Source organism: Agromyces sp. C10 (assembly GCF_023217995.1).
In the GTDB taxonomy this organism is placed as follows: domain Bacteria; phylum Actinomycetota; class Actinomycetes; order Actinomycetales; family Microbacteriaceae; genus Agromyces; species Agromyces indicus.
In genome coordinates this window covers 113,225-131,290 of record NZ_JALPSX010000004.1, presented here as the reverse complement: position 1 = coordinate 131,290, position 18,066 = coordinate 113,225, and the positions used below count along the sequence as shown (strand labels likewise).

The 18,066-nt window shown below is 73.8% G+C and carries 8 protein-coding genes and 1 pseudogene; 7 read left to right on the top strand and 2 right to left on the bottom strand.

What is annotated here, in order from left to right; translation table 11 throughout:
- The first annotated feature begins 16 nt into the window (after positions 1 to 16).
- Positions 17 to 3,124: a UrvD/REP family ATP-dependent DNA helicase gene (locus M1L56_RS05800; RefSeq protein WP_248598519.1), complete on the top strand. Its 3,108-nt coding sequence runs from the start codon at positions 17 to 19 to the stop codon at positions 3,122 to 3,124.
- Complete coding sequence (locus tag M1L56_RS05795; RefSeq protein WP_248598518.1) at positions 3,121 to 6,435, top strand: ATP-dependent DNA helicase; 3,315 nt, start codon at positions 3,121 to 3,123, stop codon at positions 6,433 to 6,435. The genes M1L56_RS05800 and M1L56_RS05795 overlap by 4 nt, the downstream gene beginning before the upstream one ends.
- Before the next feature lie 437 nt (positions 6,436 to 6,872).
- Here M1L56_RS05795 and M1L56_RS16205 read toward each other — a convergent pair.
- Positions 6,873 to 7,547: pseudogene (locus M1L56_RS16205) on the bottom strand (phosphotransferase); the annotation flags it as partial.
- 174 nt (positions 7,548 to 7,721) lie between these two features.
- Here M1L56_RS16205 and nudC point away from each other — a divergent pair.
- Positions 7,722 to 8,756 (top strand): NAD(+) diphosphatase, encoded by a 1,035-nt coding sequence (nudC, locus tag M1L56_RS05790; RefSeq protein WP_248598517.1) that lies wholly within the window; start codon positions 7,722 to 7,724, stop codon positions 8,754 to 8,756.
- Complete coding sequence (locus tag M1L56_RS05785) at positions 8,753 to 10,564, top strand: ATP-dependent helicase (protein WP_248598516.1); 1,812 nt, start codon at positions 8,753 to 8,755, stop codon at positions 10,562 to 10,564. Before nudC ends, M1L56_RS05785 begins: the two co-directional genes overlap by 4 nt.
- Positions 10,565 to 11,366: 802 nt before the next feature.
- Here the strand turns inward: M1L56_RS05785 and M1L56_RS05780 are convergent.
- Positions 11,367 to 12,725 carry a zinc-dependent metalloprotease gene (locus M1L56_RS05780; protein WP_248598621.1) on the bottom strand — a complete coding sequence of 453 codons (1,359 nt, stop codon included), beginning with the start codon at positions 12,723 to 12,725 and terminating at the stop codon, positions 11,367 to 11,369.
- A 217-nt stretch (positions 12,726 to 12,942) separates the two neighbouring features.
- Here M1L56_RS05780 and M1L56_RS05775 point away from each other — a divergent pair, with 217 nt between their 5' ends.
- The 3 genes from M1L56_RS05775 (at position 12,943) to M1L56_RS05765 (ending at position 18,023) form a co-directional block, all read left to right on the top strand.
- Positions 12,943 to 14,079, top strand: a complete 1,137-nt coding sequence (locus M1L56_RS05775) for a PDZ domain-containing protein (RefSeq protein WP_082847191.1) — start codon at positions 12,943 to 12,945, stop codon at positions 14,077 to 14,079.
- Positions 14,080 to 14,265: 186 nt separating this feature from the next.
- Positions 14,266 to 17,148: a UPF0182 family protein gene (locus M1L56_RS05770; RefSeq protein ID WP_248598515.1), complete on the top strand. Its 2,883-nt coding sequence runs from the start codon at positions 14,266 to 14,268 to the stop codon at positions 17,146 to 17,148.
- Positions 17,145 to 18,023 (top strand): bifunctional 2-polyprenyl-6-hydroxyphenol methylase/3-demethylubiquinol 3-O-methyltransferase UbiG, encoded by an 879-nt coding sequence (locus M1L56_RS05765; protein WP_248598514.1) that lies wholly within the window; start codon positions 17,145 to 17,147, stop codon positions 18,021 to 18,023. Before M1L56_RS05770 ends, M1L56_RS05765 begins: the two co-directional genes overlap by 4 nt.
- Positions 18,024 to 18,066: the final 43 nt, after the last annotated feature.

The window sequence follows — 18,066 nt, the reverse complement described above, 5'->3', positions numbered from 1 at the left end:
GGATACCGTTGGCCGCATGCAGCCGCTCGTCCAGCCCGCCCCCTCGCTCGTCGACCTGGTCGGACCGGGGCACGCGGCGGTGTTCGGGGCGCCGGGCAGCGGCAAGACCACGCTCGCCGTCGACCTCGTCGCCGAGTACGTGGCCGCGGGCGGCGACCCGGGCGAGGTCCTCGCGCTCGCCGCGACCCGACGCACCGCATCGAGCCTGCGCGACACGCTCGCGGTCCGCCTCGGCGTGCCGACGCGCGGCGCCCTCGCCCGCACCGCGAGCGCGGTCGCGTACGACCTCGTGCGCGCCCGCAGCGGCCGCTCGGTGACGCTGCTCACCGGCGCCGAGCACGACCAGGTCATCGGCGAGCTGCTCGAGGCGCAGGCCGTCGACGGCGGCGGGCCGGCATGGCCCGAGGTCCTCTCCGAGGAGGTCCGGGCGCTCCGCGGGTTCCGGTCCGAGCTGCGCGACCTGCTCATGCGCGCCGTCGAGCAGGGCGTCGACGCCGCAGAGCTCGACCGCCTCGGCCGGCTCGCCGGGCGCCCCGAATGGTGTGCCGCCGCGGGATTCATGGCGGAGTACGCCGAGGTCAAGGAGCAGCTCCGGCCCACCCAGTTCGATTCGGCCGAGCTCGGCGCGTACGCCGCCGCGATCGTCCGTCGGAGCCTCGTCGACCCCGCCGACGCCGCCGCACTCGGCGACCTGGCGGCGCTCCGGCTCATCGTGGTCGACGACGCCCAGGAGGCCACCGAGGCCACCGCGGCGCTGCTCGGGGCCTTCGCGGCCCGCGGCGTCCGGGTGGTCGCGCTCGGCGATCCCGACGTGGCCAGCAACGGCTTCCGCGGCGGCCGCGCCGACCTGCTGGGCTCGCTCGGATCGGTGCTCGGATCACGCGAGGTGCGCCGCGTGGTGCTGCCTCGCGTGCACCGCGGTCGCGCCGAGCATCGCGACCTGCTCGCCTCCGTGACCGCCCACGTCGGCGCGGCGCTCGGCGGCAGCCACCGCGGGGCCGAGCTCGCCGGGGCGGCCGCGGGCACCGAGCCCGCACATGATCCGCTCGCGCCGATCGTGGGCATCGAAGCCGCCTCCGCCGCCGCAGAGGGGGCGCAGGTCGCAGCGCTGCTGCGCGAGCGCCACCTCCTCGACGGCGTGCCGTGGTCGTCGATGGCGGTGGTGCTCCGCTCGGGCGCCGAGCTGCCGGCCTTCGCCCGCGCGCTCGCCGCCTCCGACGTGCCGGTGTCCGGCCGCCACGCACGAGTCGCCCTGCGCGATGCCCCCGGTGCGGCACCGCTCATCGCCGCGGTGGCCTGCGTGCTCGGCATCGAGCCGATCACGCCCGAATCGGCCACGGCGCTGCTCACGGGCCCGCTCGGTCGGCTCGACCGCGTCGGACTCCGTCGGCTGCGGCTCGCCCTCCGGCACGAGGAACTCTCCGGCGGCGGCGTCCGCAGCGCCGACGAGCTGCTCGTCGAGGCGCTCGGCGTCGCGGGCGGATTCGCCACGATCGACGCACCGGCCGGTCGCCGCGCGGCGCGCCTCGCGCGACTGCTCGACGCCGCCCGTCGGTCCGCGGAGCGGGGCGCCACGGTCGAGGAGCTGCTCTGGCTGCTGTGGCACGACAGCGGCCTCGAGGCGGAATGGGCGGGCCAGGCGGCCGGCTCGGGGGTGCTCGCCGACGAGGCCGACCGATCCATCGACGGTGTCGTGGCCCTGTTCGCGTCCGCGCGTCGCTTCGTCGAGCGCGAGCCGGGAGCCCCGGCGCGTCGCTTCGTCGACGAGCTCCTCCAGAACGCCCTCCCCGAGGATTCGCTCGCTCCCGAGCGCGGCGACGACGCCGTCGTGCTCGCGACGCCGCCGGCGCTCATCGGACGCGAGTTCGACGTGGTCGTCGTGGCGGGCCTGCAGGACGGCGTCTGGCCGAACCTGCGTCCGCGCGGCACGCTGCTGCACGCGGGATCGCTCGGTCCCGCCGTGGCCGCGGCACGCGCCGGGCAGCAGCCGCCCGAACCCGACTCCGCGGCCGCCGTGCGCGCCGCCGTGCGAGCCGACGAGCTGCGGTTGTTCGCGCTCGCGATCTCCCGCGCGCGCCGGCAGGTGGTCCTCGCGTGCACCGCGAACGACGACGAGCAGCCGTCCGTGCTGATGGCCTTCGCCGCCGAGCATCGCGTGGCGCGGCGGCGGCGGCCGCTGCACCTGCGCGGGCTCGTCGGCGCCCTGCGGCGCGACGCGGCCGGAGGCGATCGGGAGGCCGCCGCGGCGATCGCGCTCCTCGCCGAGCAGGGCGTCCCCGGCGCCCACCCGGATGACTGGTACGGCCTGCTGGCCCCGTCGACCGTCGCCCCGCTGGTCGACCTCGAGGGCGATCCCGAGGCGCTCGTCGCCGTGTCGCCGTCCCAGATCGACCGGGTCGAGGAATCGCCGCTGGGCTGGTTCGTCGACCGCGTGGCGTCCCCGCCGTCCGGACTCGCCGCGTCCATCGGCACCATCGTGCACGCCGTGGTCGAGGAGGCCTCGACCACGGAGGGCGACCTCGACGTCGAGACGCTCTGGGCCTCCGTCGAGCGCCGCTGGCGCGACCTCCGATTCGATGCGGGCTGGGTCGCCGAACGCGAGCGTCGCGGCGCACGGCGCATGACCGAGGGAGCGGCCGACTACCTCCGCAGTGCCGCCGATGATGGGGTCGTCGTCCTCGGGGCCGAGGGGCGCTTCACGCTCGTCAGCGGCCGGGTGCGCATCACGGGCACGATCGACCGCGTCGAGGCGTCGCCGGACGGCACCACCGTGATCGTCGACCTCAAGACCGGTCGCACGCCCCCGAGCGCCGCGAAGACCGCCGAGCACCCGCAGCTCGCCGCCTACCAGCTCGCCGCCCGTGCGGGCGCCCTCCCGAACGCCGGGCGTCTCGGCGGCGCGAAGCTCGTCTACGTGGCCCGGCCGATCGGTGGCCGCCTCTACACCGAGCGCGCCCAGCAGCCCTTCGACGACGAGGCCGAGGCGGCCTTCCGGAGTCGCCTCGACGAGGTCGCCCGGGTCATGGCCGGAGCGACGTTCGAATCGCCGATCGAGTTCGCCCACGGTTCCCGGTTCGGCGACTGGCAGTACCGCGTCCACCTCGTTCCGGCGGTGTGCGCATGACCGCAGTCCGGCTCGCGGCCGACGAGATCGCCCTGCGACTCGGCCTCCACCAGCCCACGCCCGAGCAGCGCGCCGTCATCGAGGCCGCCCCGCACGGCCAGAGCATCGTGGTCGCCGGCGCGGGCAGCGGCAAGACCGAGACGATGGCCAATCGCGTGGTCTGGTTGCTCGCCAACGGCCACGCCGACGTGCCCGAGGTGCTCGGGTTGACGTTCACCCGCAAGGCCGCGGGCGAACTCGCCGACCGGATCCGCGAGCGGATCGGCCAGCTCGTCGACGAGGGGCTCGCCGAGGTCCGCATCGATCCGCTCGAGTCCGCCGCCGTCGGCACGTACAACGCCTTCGCGGGCGCCATCTACCGCGAGCACGCACTGCGCATCGGCCGCGAGCCCGACGCGGTGGTGCTCGGCGAGGCGGCGGCCTGGCAGCTGGCACGGAGCATCGTGGCGGACTCCGCCGATCCGAGGCTCGTCGAGATCGACGCCTCCCTCGATCGCGTCACCGGGGCGGTGCTCTCGCTCAGCCGCGCGCTCGCCGAGAACGTGACCGACAGCCGCGACGTGCGGGCGTTCGCACGCGACTTCCTCGCCATGGCCGACCTGCCGATCGAGGCACCGCGCAAGCGGACGCCGTTCGAGAGCTTCATCTCGGCGCTCGGCGTGGTCGACGCCCTGCCGCCGCTCCTCGACCTCGCCGACGCGTACGCCGCCGCCAAGCGGTCGCGCGGGTACATCGAGTTCTCCGACCAGGTCGCGCTGGCGCTCGAGATCTGCACGTCGCATCCGGATGTGGTCGCCGAGCACCGGGACCGCTACGCGACGGTGCTCCTCGACGAGTACCAGGACACGAGCGTGGTCCAGACCCGACTGCTGGCGACGCTGTTCCGCGACCACCCCGTGATGGCCGTCGGCGACCCCGACCAGTCGATCTACGGATGGCGCGGCGCGAGCGCCGCCAACCTCGCGCGGTTCGGCCGCGACTTCGGCGCGGACGGCACGGCGTCGGCGTACGACCTCTCGACGAGCTGGCGCAACCCGGTCGTCGTCCTCGACGCGGCCAATGCCCTCATCGCGCCGCTCGACGGCGGCATCCCCAAGGCGCCGCTGCGCCCGTCGCCCTTCGCCGGACCCGGCCGCCTCGACGTGTCGTGGTCGGAGACGATCGACGACGAGGCCGAGCAGGTCGCCGAGTGGCTCGCCGACCGCCTCCGCCCCGGCGGCCGGACGGCGGCGCTCCTCTGCCGCACCTTCGCCCACGTCGACCTGTTCGCGAACGCGCTGCGCGCGCGGGGGGTGCCCGTCCACGTGCTCGGCGTGGCCGGCCTCCTCGACCAGCCGGTGATCGCCGACCTCGTGTGCGCGCTGCGGGTGCTGCACGACCCGACGGCCGGGTCCGAGCTGCTGCGCCTCCTCGGGGGCGCCCGGTGGCGGATCGGCACCGCCGACCTCGCCGCCCTCGGCGCCCTGGCCCGGTGGCTCGCCGAGCGCGACCTCTCCACCCGTCGTCTCGCCGACGAGGTGCGGCAGGGCATCCGCGGCTCGATCGCCCCGGACGAATCACCCTCCATCGTCGATGCGCTCGACTTCATCCTCACCGCGCCCGACGACCACCGCGCGCTCGCGGCGATCACCCCCGACGGGCTGGGCCGCATGCGGCGCGCGGGCACGCAGCTGCAGGCGCTGCGACGCCGCACCGGTCTCGGGCTCGTCGACTTCGTCACGCTCGTGCAGCAGGAACTCCTGCTCGACGTCGAGGTCGCCGCCAACCCCGCCCAACCGCTCGGCGGCCCGAGCCTCGAGGCGTTCGACGAGCTCGTGTCGGGGTTCGTCGACACCGCCGAGCACGCCACGCTCGGCGCCTTCCTCGGCTGGCTGACCGAGGCCGAGCAGCGCGACCGGCTGAGCCCCCGACAGGACGACCCCGAGCCCGGTGCGGTCCAGGTGCTGTCCATCCACGGATCCAAGGGCCTCGAGTGGGACCTCGTCGCGATCCCGCGCATGGTCGACGACGAGCTGCCGTCGAAGCCGCGGAGCGGCAAGGGCTGGCTCACGTTCGGTGCGCTGCCCGACGAGTTCCGGGGCGATCGCGACGAGATCCCCGAGCTCATGTGGCGTGGGGTGCAGAGCCAGGCCGAGTTCGACGAGGCGGTGCGCGCGTACTCCGCCGAGAACCGCGACCGGCACGCCGAGGAGGAACGCCGGCTGGCCTACGTCGGGGTGACGAGGGCGCGCGCCGAACTCCTGCTGGCCGGGTCGTGGTGGGCGACGCAGAAAGCGCCGCGCTCGCCGAGCGTGTTCCTCCGCGAACTCGTCCAGGTCGGCGCGGTCGCGGCCGACGTGCTCCCGCCGGCGCCGGAGCACGACGAGAACCCGCGCGCGTCCGAGTCGTCGCGCGTGCGGTGGCCGCTCGATCCGCTCGGGCCGCGACGCCCGTCGGTCGAGCGAGCCGCCGGTCTCGTCCGTGAGGCCGCGTCGTTGCCGTCGGGAACCGGCATCGGGCCGCAGCTCGCCGACGAGATCCGGATGCTGCTGGAGGAGCGCCGGCGGCGCAGCGATCCGCGGCGCGGCGGGGCGGTCCCCGTCCGCGTGCCCGCCTCGCGATTCAAGGACTACGTCGACGACCCCGGCGCCGTCGCCGCGGAGCTCGCGCGCCCCATGCCGCAGCGCCCCTACCGGGCCACGCGCATCGGAACGCTCTTCCACTCCTGGGTCGAGCAGCGCGCCCTCGGCGAGGGGGCGTCGTCCGGAGCCGGCGACGACCTGGACACGCTCGACGTCGAGCTCGACCTCGACACCGAGGGCGACGTCGTCGCCGACCCGACCGAGGCGCGACTGGCGGCGCTCCGGGAGACGTTCGCGGCCTCCGAGTGGGGCGACCGACGCCCGGAGGCGGTCGAACTCGAACTGCACCTCCCGCTCGACGGTCACGTGTTCGTGTGCAAGCTCGACGCCGTCTACGGGGTGCCGCCGGGAACGGAGGCGGCGGAGCGCGGCATCCGCTACCAGGTGGTCGACTGGAAGACCGGTGCGGCGCCGCGCGACGAGCGCGAGCTCGAGCTGCGGCAGACACAGCTCGCGCTCTACCGCCTCGCGTACTCGCGGTGGTCCGGCGTGCCGGTCGAGCAGATCGACGCCGTCTTCTACTACGTGGAGGACGACCTGGTGCTCCGACCCGAACGCCTCTACGACGAGGAGGCGTTGCGGCGAGCGTGGGCGTCCGTGTCCGAGCGCGCGGTCTCCGCCGCGCCGTCCTCCGCACCGACGCTCGACGCGCTGCCGGGCGAGGTGCGCTCGGTGGTCGCCGAGGCCTGAGGTGCCCGAGCCGGGCGCGGCGTCGCATCGCCCCAGTCGCTGAGGTCGAGCGGGATCGGCGCGGTCTCGTCCATGGCCGGCGCGCGCTCGGCGGCGCGCGTGTCGCCGGGTCCCGCGGCGGGCGCCTCGCCGCCGTCGAGGTGGCGACGGAGCTCCTCGACGTCGTAGCTGTCGGTGAGCATGCTCGTCCCGGGCTCGCGGGCGGCGGTGCCCCGCGGCGTGGACTCGAGCAGGCGCTCCACGTCGGTGACGGCGAGGACCGGACCGGTGTCGGTCGTGAGCGACTCGGACGAGTGGTCGTGCACGCGCGCGACGAGGCCGTCGAGCAGTCCCACGGCGTCGTCGATCACGGCGTCGTCGTGCGTGTCGACGCCGTGCAGCAGCCAGCGCGCGAGTTCGAGCTCGCCGTAGAGCAGCGCGCGCCGTGCCAGTTCGGCGTCGGCGAGCCCGGCGCGAGCGGTCACGTACGCGGCCAGGGTCTCCTCCGCCGCGGCGCCCGTGGAGGTGAGCACCCAGTGGAGGTCGCGTGCGGGGTCGTCCTGCGCGAGGCCGGCCCAGCCGAGCACGCCCGTCACGCGGTCGCCCTCGACGAGGAACGAGTCGGCGCCGAGCTGTCCGTTGACGACGGTGGGGGCGAACCGCCACAGCGTGTCGTCGTCGGTGGCCTCCTCCCAGCGGCGCACGAGTGCCGCGGGGAGTCGCCCGGTGTCCGCCGCGCGGTCGATGACCTCGACGGCCGCCTCGCGGGCCTGCTCCGCCGAGCGCCGCGGAAGCCCCGCCTCGCCGATGAAGCCCGCGGGAAGCGCATGGATCGCGGAGATCGCCCGGCCGACCTCGGCCGCGAGCGCCGGGGTGGCCGTGAGGTCGTCCGCCGAGCGCACCGAGCCGGAGATGAACTCGGTGACGACCGCGCGAGTGGGGCCGATCGGCGCCTGGCCGACGAACTCGGGCACCGCGAACGGCAGGCGCGAGCGGATGCCGGTGGACAGGGCGCGCAGCCCGACGAGGTCGGCGGACTGCTCGTTCTCGGCGGCGGGCGAGCGCGGGACGCGGATCAACAGCCTCCGGCCGTCGGTGGAGTGGAGCTCGACGGCATCGAACGCGCCCGACATCCCGTAGGTGTGCGTCCGGGCCGCCCGCACCTCGAGTCCCGCCACCGCGGCCGTGGCCAACGCGGCTAGAGTGAGTGGGGGTCTGGCCATGGCACACAGCCTAAGCACGCGTCCGCGCCCGCCCGGCGACCGCCACGCCTTCCCGACGACTCCGGACGAAAGCGAGAGGTGACCGTGTCCGTACCCGCGTCGCCCGAGCAGGCCGCGTCCGACCCCGACGCCGCGCCGCATCCGACCCGGGCGCCGCTCGCGGCCGAGGCACCGCCATTGGCGCGCGAGCACCTCGATCGCGACGCCGTCGGCCGCACCGATCCGGCTCGCGAGGCCGCCTTCGACGCCGACCCGCACGCGCGCGTGCTCGTGGTCCGAGACGGGCGCGTCCTCGTCGGCGCCGGCGCGCCCGAGGCGCTCGAGCTGCGGCATCCGTCGGCCCTGCCCCGGCCCGAGGTGCGCATGTACCTCGGCCGCACGCTCGACGCGTCGACGGATGCCGCGGGCGAGCCGTTGCCCGCAGGCAGCCCCGTCGAGGCGTGGGTGCTCGCCGACGCCGACGCGCCGACGCTCGGGCACGACGACCGTTGGCGCGGCCTGCGTTCGGTGGCGACGGTCCTCGACGACCGCGACGCCGGACTCGCCATCCAGGCGGTGGCCCTCGCCAACTGGCACGCCACGCACGCCTTCTGCGCCTCGTGCGGCAGCGCGACCGAGGTCGTGACCGCGGGATGGGCGCGTCGCTGCCTCGCCGAGGACCGCATGCGATTCCCGCGCACCGACCCGGCGGTGATCGTCATCGTGACCGACGACGACGATCGCGTCCTGCTCGGCTCGAACGCGATGTGGGAACAGGACCGCTTCTCGGTGCTCGCGGGCTTCGTCGAACCGGGGGAGTCGCTCGAAGCGGCCGTCGTGCGGGAGATCGCCGAGGAGACCGGCCTGCGGGTCGACCGGGTCGAGTACCTGGGGTCGCAGCCCTGGCCGTTCCCGGCGAGCCTCATGCTGGCCTTCCGGGCGCGGGTGGTCGACGGGGCGCCGGTCGCACCGGTGCCCGACGGCGAGGAGATCGTCGAGCTGCGCTGGTTCGACCGGACCGAGCTGCGCGGGGCGCTGGGCCGGGTGGCCCTCCCGGGCGAGACCTCGATCGCGCGCTGGATGCTCGAGCAGTGGTACGGGGGTCCGCTCGCGTCGTCACTGCCCTGGTCGACGTCATGACCACGAGCGATCCGCTCCTCGACGCGCTCGACGACGAACAGCGCGTCGCGGCCGAGGCCCTCGTCGGACCGGTCTGCGTGCTCGCCGGCGCCGGCACGGGGAAGACCCGCGCCATCACGCACCGGATCGCCTACGGCGTGGCATCCGGCGCCTACGACCCCGCCCGCGTCATGGCCCTCACGTTCACGAACCGCGCCGCCGCCGAACTGCGGTCCCGCCTGCGCGCGCTCGGCGCGGGCGGCGTGCCGGCGCGCACGTTCCATGCCGCGGCGCTCGCGCAGCTGAACCACTTCTGGCCGATCGTGGCGGGTGGTCCGGCTCCGCGGGTCCTCGAGTTCAAGGGTCGGCTCCTCGGGCTCGCGGCCGAGCGGTGCCGCCTGCGGGTCGACACGGCGACGCTGCGCGACGTCGCCGCCGAGATCGAGTGGCGCAAGGTCAGCGTGCTCGGCATGGACGAGTACCGCGCTCGCCTCGCCTCGCGCGGGGCGCCCGGCTCGCTCGACGCCGACCAGTTCCTCGACCTCGTCGCCGCGTACGAGCAGCTGAAGGACGAGCGCCGCTCGATGGACTTCGAGGACGTGCTGCTCGCCACGGCGGGCATGATCGAGACCGAGCCGGCGGTCGCCATGCAGGTGCGCGAGGGCTACCGCCACTTCGTCGTCGACGAGTACCAGGACGTCTCTCCCGCCCAGCAGCACCTGCTCGACCTGTGGCTCGGCGACCGCCGCGACGTGTGCGTCGTCGGCGATGCCAGCCAGACCATCTACTCCTTCGCGGGCGCGTCGGCCGAGCACCTGCTCGGGTTCGAGCGGCGGTACCCGGATGCCACGATCGTGCGCCTCGAACGCAACTACCGCTCCACCCCCGAGATCGTCGAGGTCGCGAACCGCCTGGTGCGCGGTCGTCCCGGCGCGCTCCGCCTGGTCGCGGCCGCGCCCGACGCCGGGGATCCGGCGACCGGCGACGCGACGGTCGCGGCTGAGCGCGCGGCATCCGCCCGGGGACGGGTGGCCGACGGGCCGGCACCCGAGGTGGTGGCCTACCCCGACGAGCTGGCCGAGGCCCGCGGCACCGCCACGCGGATCCGCGACCGCATCGACGCGGGCGTGCCCGCCGAATCCATCGCCGTGCTGATGCGCGTCAACTCGCAGTCGGCACTGCTCGAGCAGGCGCTCGCCGAGGTCGGCGTCTCGACGCGGGTGCGCGGGGCCCAGCGGTTCTTCGACCAGCCCGAGGTGAAGCAGGCCGTGCACGCCATCCGCGCCCAGGCGCTCGCGGCGACGGGCGAGCCGCTGTTCAAGACGGTCAGCGACGTGCTGCGCTCGCTCGGCTGGTCGGTGGAGGCGCCGGAGGGCCCCGGAGCGGTGCGGTCGCGGTGGGAGTCGCTCAACGCGCTCGCCCGCCTCGTCGACGACGTGCCCGCGGGCACGACCCTGCGCGCGTTCGCCGATGACCTGTCGGCGCGGGCGCAGGCGCAGCACGAGCCGGCGATCGCCGCGGTGACGCTGGCGACGCTGCACTCGGCCAAGGGCCTCGAATGGGACGAGGTGCACCTCGTGGGCCTCACCGAGGGCATGCTCCCGATCGCCTACGCGACCGGGCTCGAGGCGATCGACGAGGAGCGACGCCTGCTCTACGTCGGCATCACGCGGGCACGGCGTCGGCTGACGCTGACCTGGGCGGCCCGATCCGGCACGCATCGAGGCGAGCGGGAGCCGTCGCGATTCCTCCGGGAGCTCGACATCCGCACTCGGGATGCGCAGCGACCGGCTCGGGAGCGCGTGGGCGGCGTGCCGACGCGTCGCTGACGAGCACGCAGGCCGCGTCGAGGGCGGTGCGACCGTCCCGCAGCAGGTCGTCGACGACGGATGCCGCGAGCGCCAGCGCCTCGTGCTCGACGCGCGGGCTGCGAGGCGGGGCGGCGGCGGCCGCGAGCTGTGCGGCCACGGCCGGCCACGCGGCATCCGCGTCGCGTCGGCCCAGGTGGACGCAGCGCAGGCACGGACCCGACCCCGGCCGCACGAAGGGGCCCACCTCGGCGCCGCGCTCGTCGAACACGAGCGCGAGATGCGGTACGTCGGCGGCCAGCCACGGCAGGTGGGCCGCGGGGGAGACCACGCGTGAGGCGATCACGACGACCGCGTCGACCGCGTCGGCCGGTGCGTTCGGCGCGTGGACCGGCCGGTGGCCGAGCCGCGCGAGCTGCGCGGCGAGGGTGGCGACGTGGTCGGGTTCGCCGTCGATGGCGACGGTACCGGCGCGGGGCGACCCAGCGGATGCCGCGGCGGGGAGCAGGGCCGGTTCGACCCGCTCGAGCAGGTCGTCGAGGTCGGTGGGCGAGCCGCCCAGCGCCGCCCCGATGGTCGCCAGCGTGGACCGGCTCGCGCCGGAGGCGAGCGCGCTGAGGATCCCCTCCTCGAACGGCCCGGGACGCTCGAGGACCGCGACCGGACGGACGCCGCCGAGCTGGAGGGCGTCGTGCGAGCGCCAGACGAGGGGCAGTGCGGGGTCGAGTCGCGGCGTCATGCCGGAAGCATGCCCGACCGCCGGCGGACGGCTCGTCGGCCGTCCACAGGACGGGGCCGCGGACGCGGCGGGTGGGGCGACGCGTCAGCTCGCGGCGGGCCCGCGCTCGTCGTCGGAGCCGCCGCTCGGGTCGTCGTCGGAGACGCCGGCGTCGTCGCCGCCGGACTCACCGCGCAGCAGGGCCTCGAGCGCTTCGTCGAAGGCGGCGTCGGCCTCGCCGGCGGCCTGCCCGCCCGCGGCGAGGCGCGCGGCGAGCGGACCCGGGTCGTCGAGGTCGGCCGCCGTCGGCAGCAGGTCGGGATGCGACCACAGGGCGTCGCGCTGGGCGACGCCGACCGCGTCCGTGACCGCGCGCCACATCGCGGCGGCGTCACGCAGGCGACGAGGGCGCAGCTCGAGGCCGACCAGGGTCGCGAGCGCCGATTCGGCCGGTCCGCCGGTCGCTCGGCGACGACGGATGGTCTCCGCCACGGCGTCGGACTTCGGCAGCCGCTGCGTCGCGTCGGCCGTCACGACGTCGACCCAGCCCTCGACGAGCGCGAGCACGGTCTCGAGGCGCCCGAGGGCGGCCTCCTGCTCGGGGCTCTTGGGCCGGAGGAGGGCGCCGTTGGCGACGGCGTCGCGCAGCTCGTCGGTGTTGGCGGGGTCGAAGCCCTCCGCGAGCTCCTCGAGGCGCTCCACGTCGACGTCGATGCCTCGGGCGAACGCGGTGATCGCCGTGATGAGATGCAGCCGCAGCCAGCGGGCGTGGCGGAACAGTCGCGCGTGCGCGAGCTCGCGCACCGCGAGGTAGAGCTCCACCTGGTCGTCGGGGATGTCGAGTCCGGCGCCGAACTCGGCGATGTTCTGCGGCAGCAGGGCGGCGCGGCCGTCGTCGAGGAGCGGGATGCCCACGTCGCCCCCGGAGACGACCTCGGTGGAGAGCTGGCCGACCACCTGGCCGAGCTGCATCGCGAACATCGCGCCGCCGATGCCGCGCATCATGCGGCTGGCGCCCTGCACCATCTCGCGCATCTCCTCCGGCGCCTGCTCGGACATGACCCGGGTGAGCGAGTCGGCGATGCTCAGCGCGACCGGTTCCGCGAGCTGCGACCAGATGGGCAGGGTGGCGGCGGCCCACGCGCGCCGCGTGAGCAGCTCGGGCGGCGTGGGGAGGGCGGCGACGTCGACGACCTCGTCGAGCCAGAGGGCCGCGACCTGCGCCGCCCGATCGAGCCGCTCGGCGTCGGCGGCTTCGACCTGGCGTTGGCCGGATGCCGCGCGCTGCTCGGCCTGCCGCAGGGCGAGCGACCAGTCGATGCCCTCGTCGTCGGAGCGCTGCATGGCCTGCTGGAGCTGGCTGAAGATCGCAGCCAGGCTCGCCGGGTCGCTCGGCAGGCCCGCCGCGTTGGCGAGCCTCGACGGATCGATGCCGCCGGATCCGGACAGCAGCTCGCGCAGCATGTCGCGGAACTCGTCCTCGGGGTTCCGGTCGGGCTGGTCGTCGCGTTCGGCCACGGAGGCCACCTCCCTCGATCGGAATTCCACGCTACCGCCGCCCCCGGTCTTCCTCCCCGGGAATTGGCCTAGGCTGACGTTCCGGGTGTCCGCCCGTCGCGAACAGCGCCGCACGAGTCGGCGCGGACCGGTTCTGCGGCGCCCTGGGAAGGATGAACGCGGCATGGTGCTGTCAGGACCGCGAGCGGATGCCGCGCCGACCGGCGACTCCGACGAGTCCGCCGTCGCGTCCCGTCGCAGCCGTCGCGAGCGCATCGGCTGGGGCGCGGTCGCCGTCGCGACCGTGCTCGGCCTGCTCATCGCGCTGCTGCCGTCCCCGTACGTCATCCAGCAGCCCGGTCCGGTCTTCGACACCCTGGGCACGACCGAATCGGACGGCGAGGAGATCCCGCTCATCTCCATCCCCGACGAGGAGACCTTCCCGACCGAGGGCTCGCTCGACCTGCTCACGGTCTCCGCGATCGGACGGCCCGGCCGGACCCCCGGCTGGCTCGACGTCGCGGTGGCGTGGTTCGACACCCGTCGCGCGGTCGTGCCCGTCGAGGCGGTCTTCCCGCCCGGCATCAGCGAGGAGGATCGCGACTCGCAGAACGAGGCCCAGATGGTCGACTCGCAGCAGGACGCGATCGCGGCCGCGCTGGTCGAGCTCGGCTACGACTTCCCGCGCGAGGTCGTCGTGCAGGGCGTCGGCGACGGCCTGCCCGCCGAGGGCGTGCTCGAGATCGGCGACGTCATCACGGCGGTCGACGGCGAGCCGGTGCGCTCGGTCGGCGAACTGCGCAGCGCCCTGGCCGAGCATGGGACCGAGTCGCCCGCGACGCTCGAGGTCGTGCGCGGCGACGGCACCACCGAGGTCGAGGTGACGCCGGTCGAGCGCAACGGCCAGGTCGTGATCGGCATCGGCGTGCGCATGCGCTACGAGTTCCCGATCGACGTCGAGATCCGCCTCGACGATGTCGGCGGTCCCAGTGCGGGCATGATGTTCGCCCTGGGGATCGTCGACAAGCTCACCCCCGGTGCGATGACGGGCGGCGAGCGCGTCGCCGGCACCGGCACGATCGACTCCGACGGCGAGGTGGGCGGCATCGGCGGCATCCGCCAGAAGTTGTGGGGCGCCGTCGACAGCGGCGCGGACTGGTTCCTCGCCCCCGAGGCGAACTGCGGCGAGGTCGTCGGGCACGTGCCCGACGGGCTCGAGGTGTTCGCGGTGACCACCCTCGACGAGGCGCGGGCGATCGTCGAGGCGGCGGGCGAGGGCGGCGACACGTCGTCGTTCGCCCGGTGCGAGGCCGCGGGCTGATCGAGGGCGCTCCCGTGCCGTCGGGCGAGGCGACCCGAACGGTACCGGTTCGTTATCTCCCCGGGCCCGGGCACCCGCTTCCCACCAGCCGTTTCCAAGACTGCCGACCATAGGATGGGGATTCGATCCCGTCCCGACCCCGAATGAGGCCGAGAAGTGTCCACAGCACAGCCGCAGGAACCGAGGATGCCGCGCCGACGCGCGCCGATCGCGATCACGATCGGCATCGTCGGCGCCCTCGTCGTCGCGTTCTTCGTGTTCGCCGGAATCTACGCCGACGTGATGTGGTACCAGCAGCTGGGGTTCGTCGAGGTGCTGGTGACCGAATGGGTCGCCCGCATCGTGCTGTTCCTCATCGGCTTCGTGGCGATGGCCGTGCCGGTCTGGGCCTCGATCCAGATCGCCTACCGCACGCGGCCCGTGTACGCGAAGCTCAATTCGCAGCTCGACCGCTACCAGGAGGTCTTCGAGCCGCTGCGGCGCCTCGCCATGTTCGGCGTGCCGATCGTGCTCGGCATCTTCGCCGGCGTCTCGACGGCGAGCCGGTGGGACTCGGTGCTCACCTGGCTGAACCGCACCCCGTTCGGCACGACCGACCCGCAGTTCGGCCTCGACGTCGGGTTCTACGTCTTCGAGCTGCCGTTCTACCGCTCGATCGTGGGCTTCGCCTCGGCGGTCGTGCTGCTCTCTGGCCTGCTCGTCATCGCGACCAACTACCTCTACGGCGCCATCCGCATCAGCGGACGCGAGGTGGTCATCTCGAAGGCCGCGCGCATCCAGATCGCGATCACCGCGGGCCTGTACCTGCTCCTGCAGGCCGTCAGCATCTGGCTCGACCAGTACGCGACGGTCACCGAGGTGGGTTCGCTCATCACCGGTGCGTCGTACACCGACGTCAACGCGACGATCCCCGGCCGGCAGATCCTCGCCGTCATCGCCGCCGTGGTGGCCGTGCTGTTCCTCGTCACCGCGTTCCTCGGGCGCTGGCGCCTCCCGCTCGTGGGCGCTGTGCTGCTGGTGGTGTCGAGCCTGTTGATCGGCTCGCTGTACCCGTGGGTCGTGCAGCGCTTCCAGGTCGACCCGAGCGCGCGCTCGCTCGAGGCCCCCTACATCCAACGCAACATCGACCTGACGCGCGACGCGTTCGGGGTCGCCGACATCGAGGAGATCCCGTACGAGGCGAAGACGGACGCCGAGCCGGGTGCGCTGCGTTCCGATGCGGAGACCACGGCGAGCATCCGCCTGATGGACCCGGCGATCATCAGCCCGGCGTTCCGCCAACTCGAGCAGTTCCGCCAGTACTACCAGTTCCCCGAGCAGCTCGACGTCGACCGCTACGAGATCGACGGGCAGTCGCAGGACACGATCGTCGCCATCCGCGACCTGAACCTCGAGGGACTCGGCGACGCGCAGACGTGGTTCAACACGCACCTCGTCTACACGCACGGCTACGGCCTCGTCGCCGCGGCCGGCAACCAGCGGTCGAGCGACGGCCAGCCGGTCTTCCTGCAGTCGGGCATCCCCTCGACGGGAACCCTGCCCGAGTTCGAGCCGCGCGTGTACTTCGGCGAGAACTCGCCCGAGTACTCGATCGTCGGCGCCCCCGAGGGTGCTCGTGAGATCGAGCTCGACTTCCCCGCGGGCGGCGACGGCGAACCCCAGCAGACGACGTTCCAGGGCGACGGCGGGCCGAAGCTCGACAACGTCTTCACCAAGCTCGTCTACGCGCTGAAGTTCCAGTCGGAGCAGATCTTCCTCTCCGACCAGGTGAACGAGGAGTCGCAGATCCTCTACGACCGCGATCCGATCGACCGCGTGCGCAAGGTGGCGCCGTTCCTCACCCTCGACACCGACACCTACCCGACCGTGGTCGATGGCCGCATCGTGTGGATCGTCGACGGTTACACGCTCTCGGATCAGTACCCGTATTCGAACAAGGTGAGCTACAGCGAGGCGATCTCCGACAGCGACACGGTCGCGTCGCCGCTCGCGTTCGACGAGGTCAACTACGTACGCAACTCCGTGAAGGCGACGGTCGACGCGTACGACGGCAAGGTGACGCTCTACGCCTGGGACGACGAGGATCCCATCCTCCAGACGTGGGACAAGATCTTCCCGGGCAAGGTGCGCCCCCTGAGCGAGATGTCGGGAGAGCTCATGAGTCACGTGCGCTACCCCGCCGACCTCTTCAAGATGCAGCGCGCCGTGCTGGGCCGGTACCACGTGACCGAGGCGGACGCCTTCTACTCGCGTGAGGACGCGTGGACCACGCCGCTCGACCCGACGCAGGGGCAGGGCAGCACGCTCCTGCAGCCGCCGTACTACCTGACGATGCAGATGCCCGGCCAAGAGGAGCCGACGTACTCGATCTACTCGACCTTCATCCCCGAAGCGCGAGGTCAGGCAAGCCGCAACGTGCTGCGCGGATACCTCGCGGTGGATTCGGATGCGGGATCGGAAGACGGCGAGCGGGCCGAAGGCTACGGCAAGTTGCGGCTCCTGAACCTGCCGGAGGACGACAACGTGCCCGGCCCCGGCCAGGTGCAGAACACCTTCAACAGCGACACCTCGATCTCTGCGCAGCTGAACATCCTCCGCCAGGGCCAGTCCGACGTCATCAACGGCAACCTGCTCACGATCCCGGTCGGCGGCGGCCTGCTGTACGTCCAGCCGGTGTACGTCCGCTCGACCGGTGAGACCAGCTATCCCGTGCTGCAGAAGGTCCTCGTGGCCTTCGGCGACGAGATCGCGTTCCAGGACACGCTCGACGAGGCACTGAACGTGCTCTTCGGAGGCGACTCGGGTGCGGCCGCGGGCGACGAGGAGGTCGAGCCGGAGCCGGCGCCGACCGAGCCGGCCGACCCGGACGCGCCCCCGACTGAGGAGCCCGCGCCGAGCGACGAGCAGGCCGCCCTGCTCGCCGAGGCGGCGGACCTGCTCGAGCAGAAGCAGGCGGCGCTCGCCGAGGGCGACCTCGCCGCATTCGCCGAGGCCGACGAGCAGCTCAACCAGGTGATCACCCGCCTGCTCGAGCTCTCCGGTGCCACGCCCACGGGCGACGAGGGATGACCGAGGCCCGGGTCGACCTTCGCGACGGCGACTGGCTCGACGACAACCGGGCGAACTGGGACGAGCGCGTGCCCGTGCACGTGGCCTCGACGTTCTACGACCGCGCGCGGCTCCGAGAGGGCGGCAGCGTGCTCGACCCCATCGCGCGCGCGGGGGTCGAGCGGCTCTTCCCGGACGGTCTCGACGGCGTCCGCGTGCTGCACCTGCAGTGCCACTTCGGGTCGGACACCCTCTCGCTCGTGAACGCGGGGGCGACGGCCGTGGGTCTCGACTTCTCGGAGCCCGCGGTCGTCGAGGCGCGACGGATGGCCGACGAGCTCGGCGTCGCCGACCGCACCCGGTTCGTGCAGGCCAACATCTACGACGCCCGGCACGTGCTGCCCGAACCCGAGTCGTTCGACCTGGTCTTCACGACCTGGGGCACCATCGGCTGGCTCCCGGATGTCGCGGAGTGGGCCCGCATCATCGAGTGGTTCCTCGCACCGGGCGGTCGGCTCTACTTCGCCGACGGACACCCCGCCGCGTTCGTGTTCGACGGCGACGGCGGACCCGACGGAATGCCGCAGTTCGCCTACCCCTACGCCGCCGGCAGGCCGGAGGTCATCGACGACCCGAGCGACTACGCCGACCCCGACGCGCGCATCCAGCACGCGAGAACCTGGGAGTGGATGCATCCGCTCGACGAGGTGCTCAGGGCGCTGCGCGACGCCGGGCTGCGGATCGACTCGTTCACCGAGCACTACGAGGTGCCGTGGCAGATCTTCCCCGTGACGGTGCCCAGGGGCGACGGCATGTACGGCTGGCCTGACCGCCGCTGGCTCCCGCTGTCGTACGAGGTGGTCGCCGCGACCCCGCGCACGCGAGCGGGGGAGTAGGGCGCGAAGCGCCCTCCGGCGGTCGAGGAGGACGCGAAGGCCC

What these genes read in the sequence shown, in the direction of transcription:
- M1L56_RS05800 (WP_248598519.1), top strand. Translation starts at nt 17, where the DNA reads ATGCAGCCGCTCGTCCAGCCCGCCCCCTCGCTCGTCGACCTGGTCGGA.
- M1L56_RS05795 (WP_248598518.1), top strand. Translation starts at nt 3,121, where the DNA reads ATGACCGCAGTCCGGCTCGCGGCCGACGAGATCGCCCTGCGACTCGGC.
- M1L56_RS05785 (WP_248598516.1), top strand. Translation starts at nt 8,753, where the DNA reads ATGACCACGAGCGATCCGCTCCTCGACGCGCTCGACGACGAACAGCGC.
- M1L56_RS05780 (WP_248598621.1), bottom strand. Translation starts at nt 12,725, where the DNA reads ATGCTGCGCGAGCTGCTGTCCGGATCCGGCGGCATCGATCCGTCGAGG.
- M1L56_RS05775 (WP_082847191.1), top strand. Translation starts at nt 12,943, where the DNA reads ATGGTGCTGTCAGGACCGCGAGCGGATGCCGCGCCGACCGGCGACTCC.
- M1L56_RS05770 (WP_248598515.1), top strand. Translation starts at nt 14,266, where the DNA reads ATGCCGCGCCGACGCGCGCCGATCGCGATCACGATCGGCATCGTCGGC.
- M1L56_RS05765 (WP_248598514.1), top strand. Translation starts at nt 17,145, where the DNA reads ATGACCGAGGCCCGGGTCGACCTTCGCGACGGCGACTGGCTCGACGAC.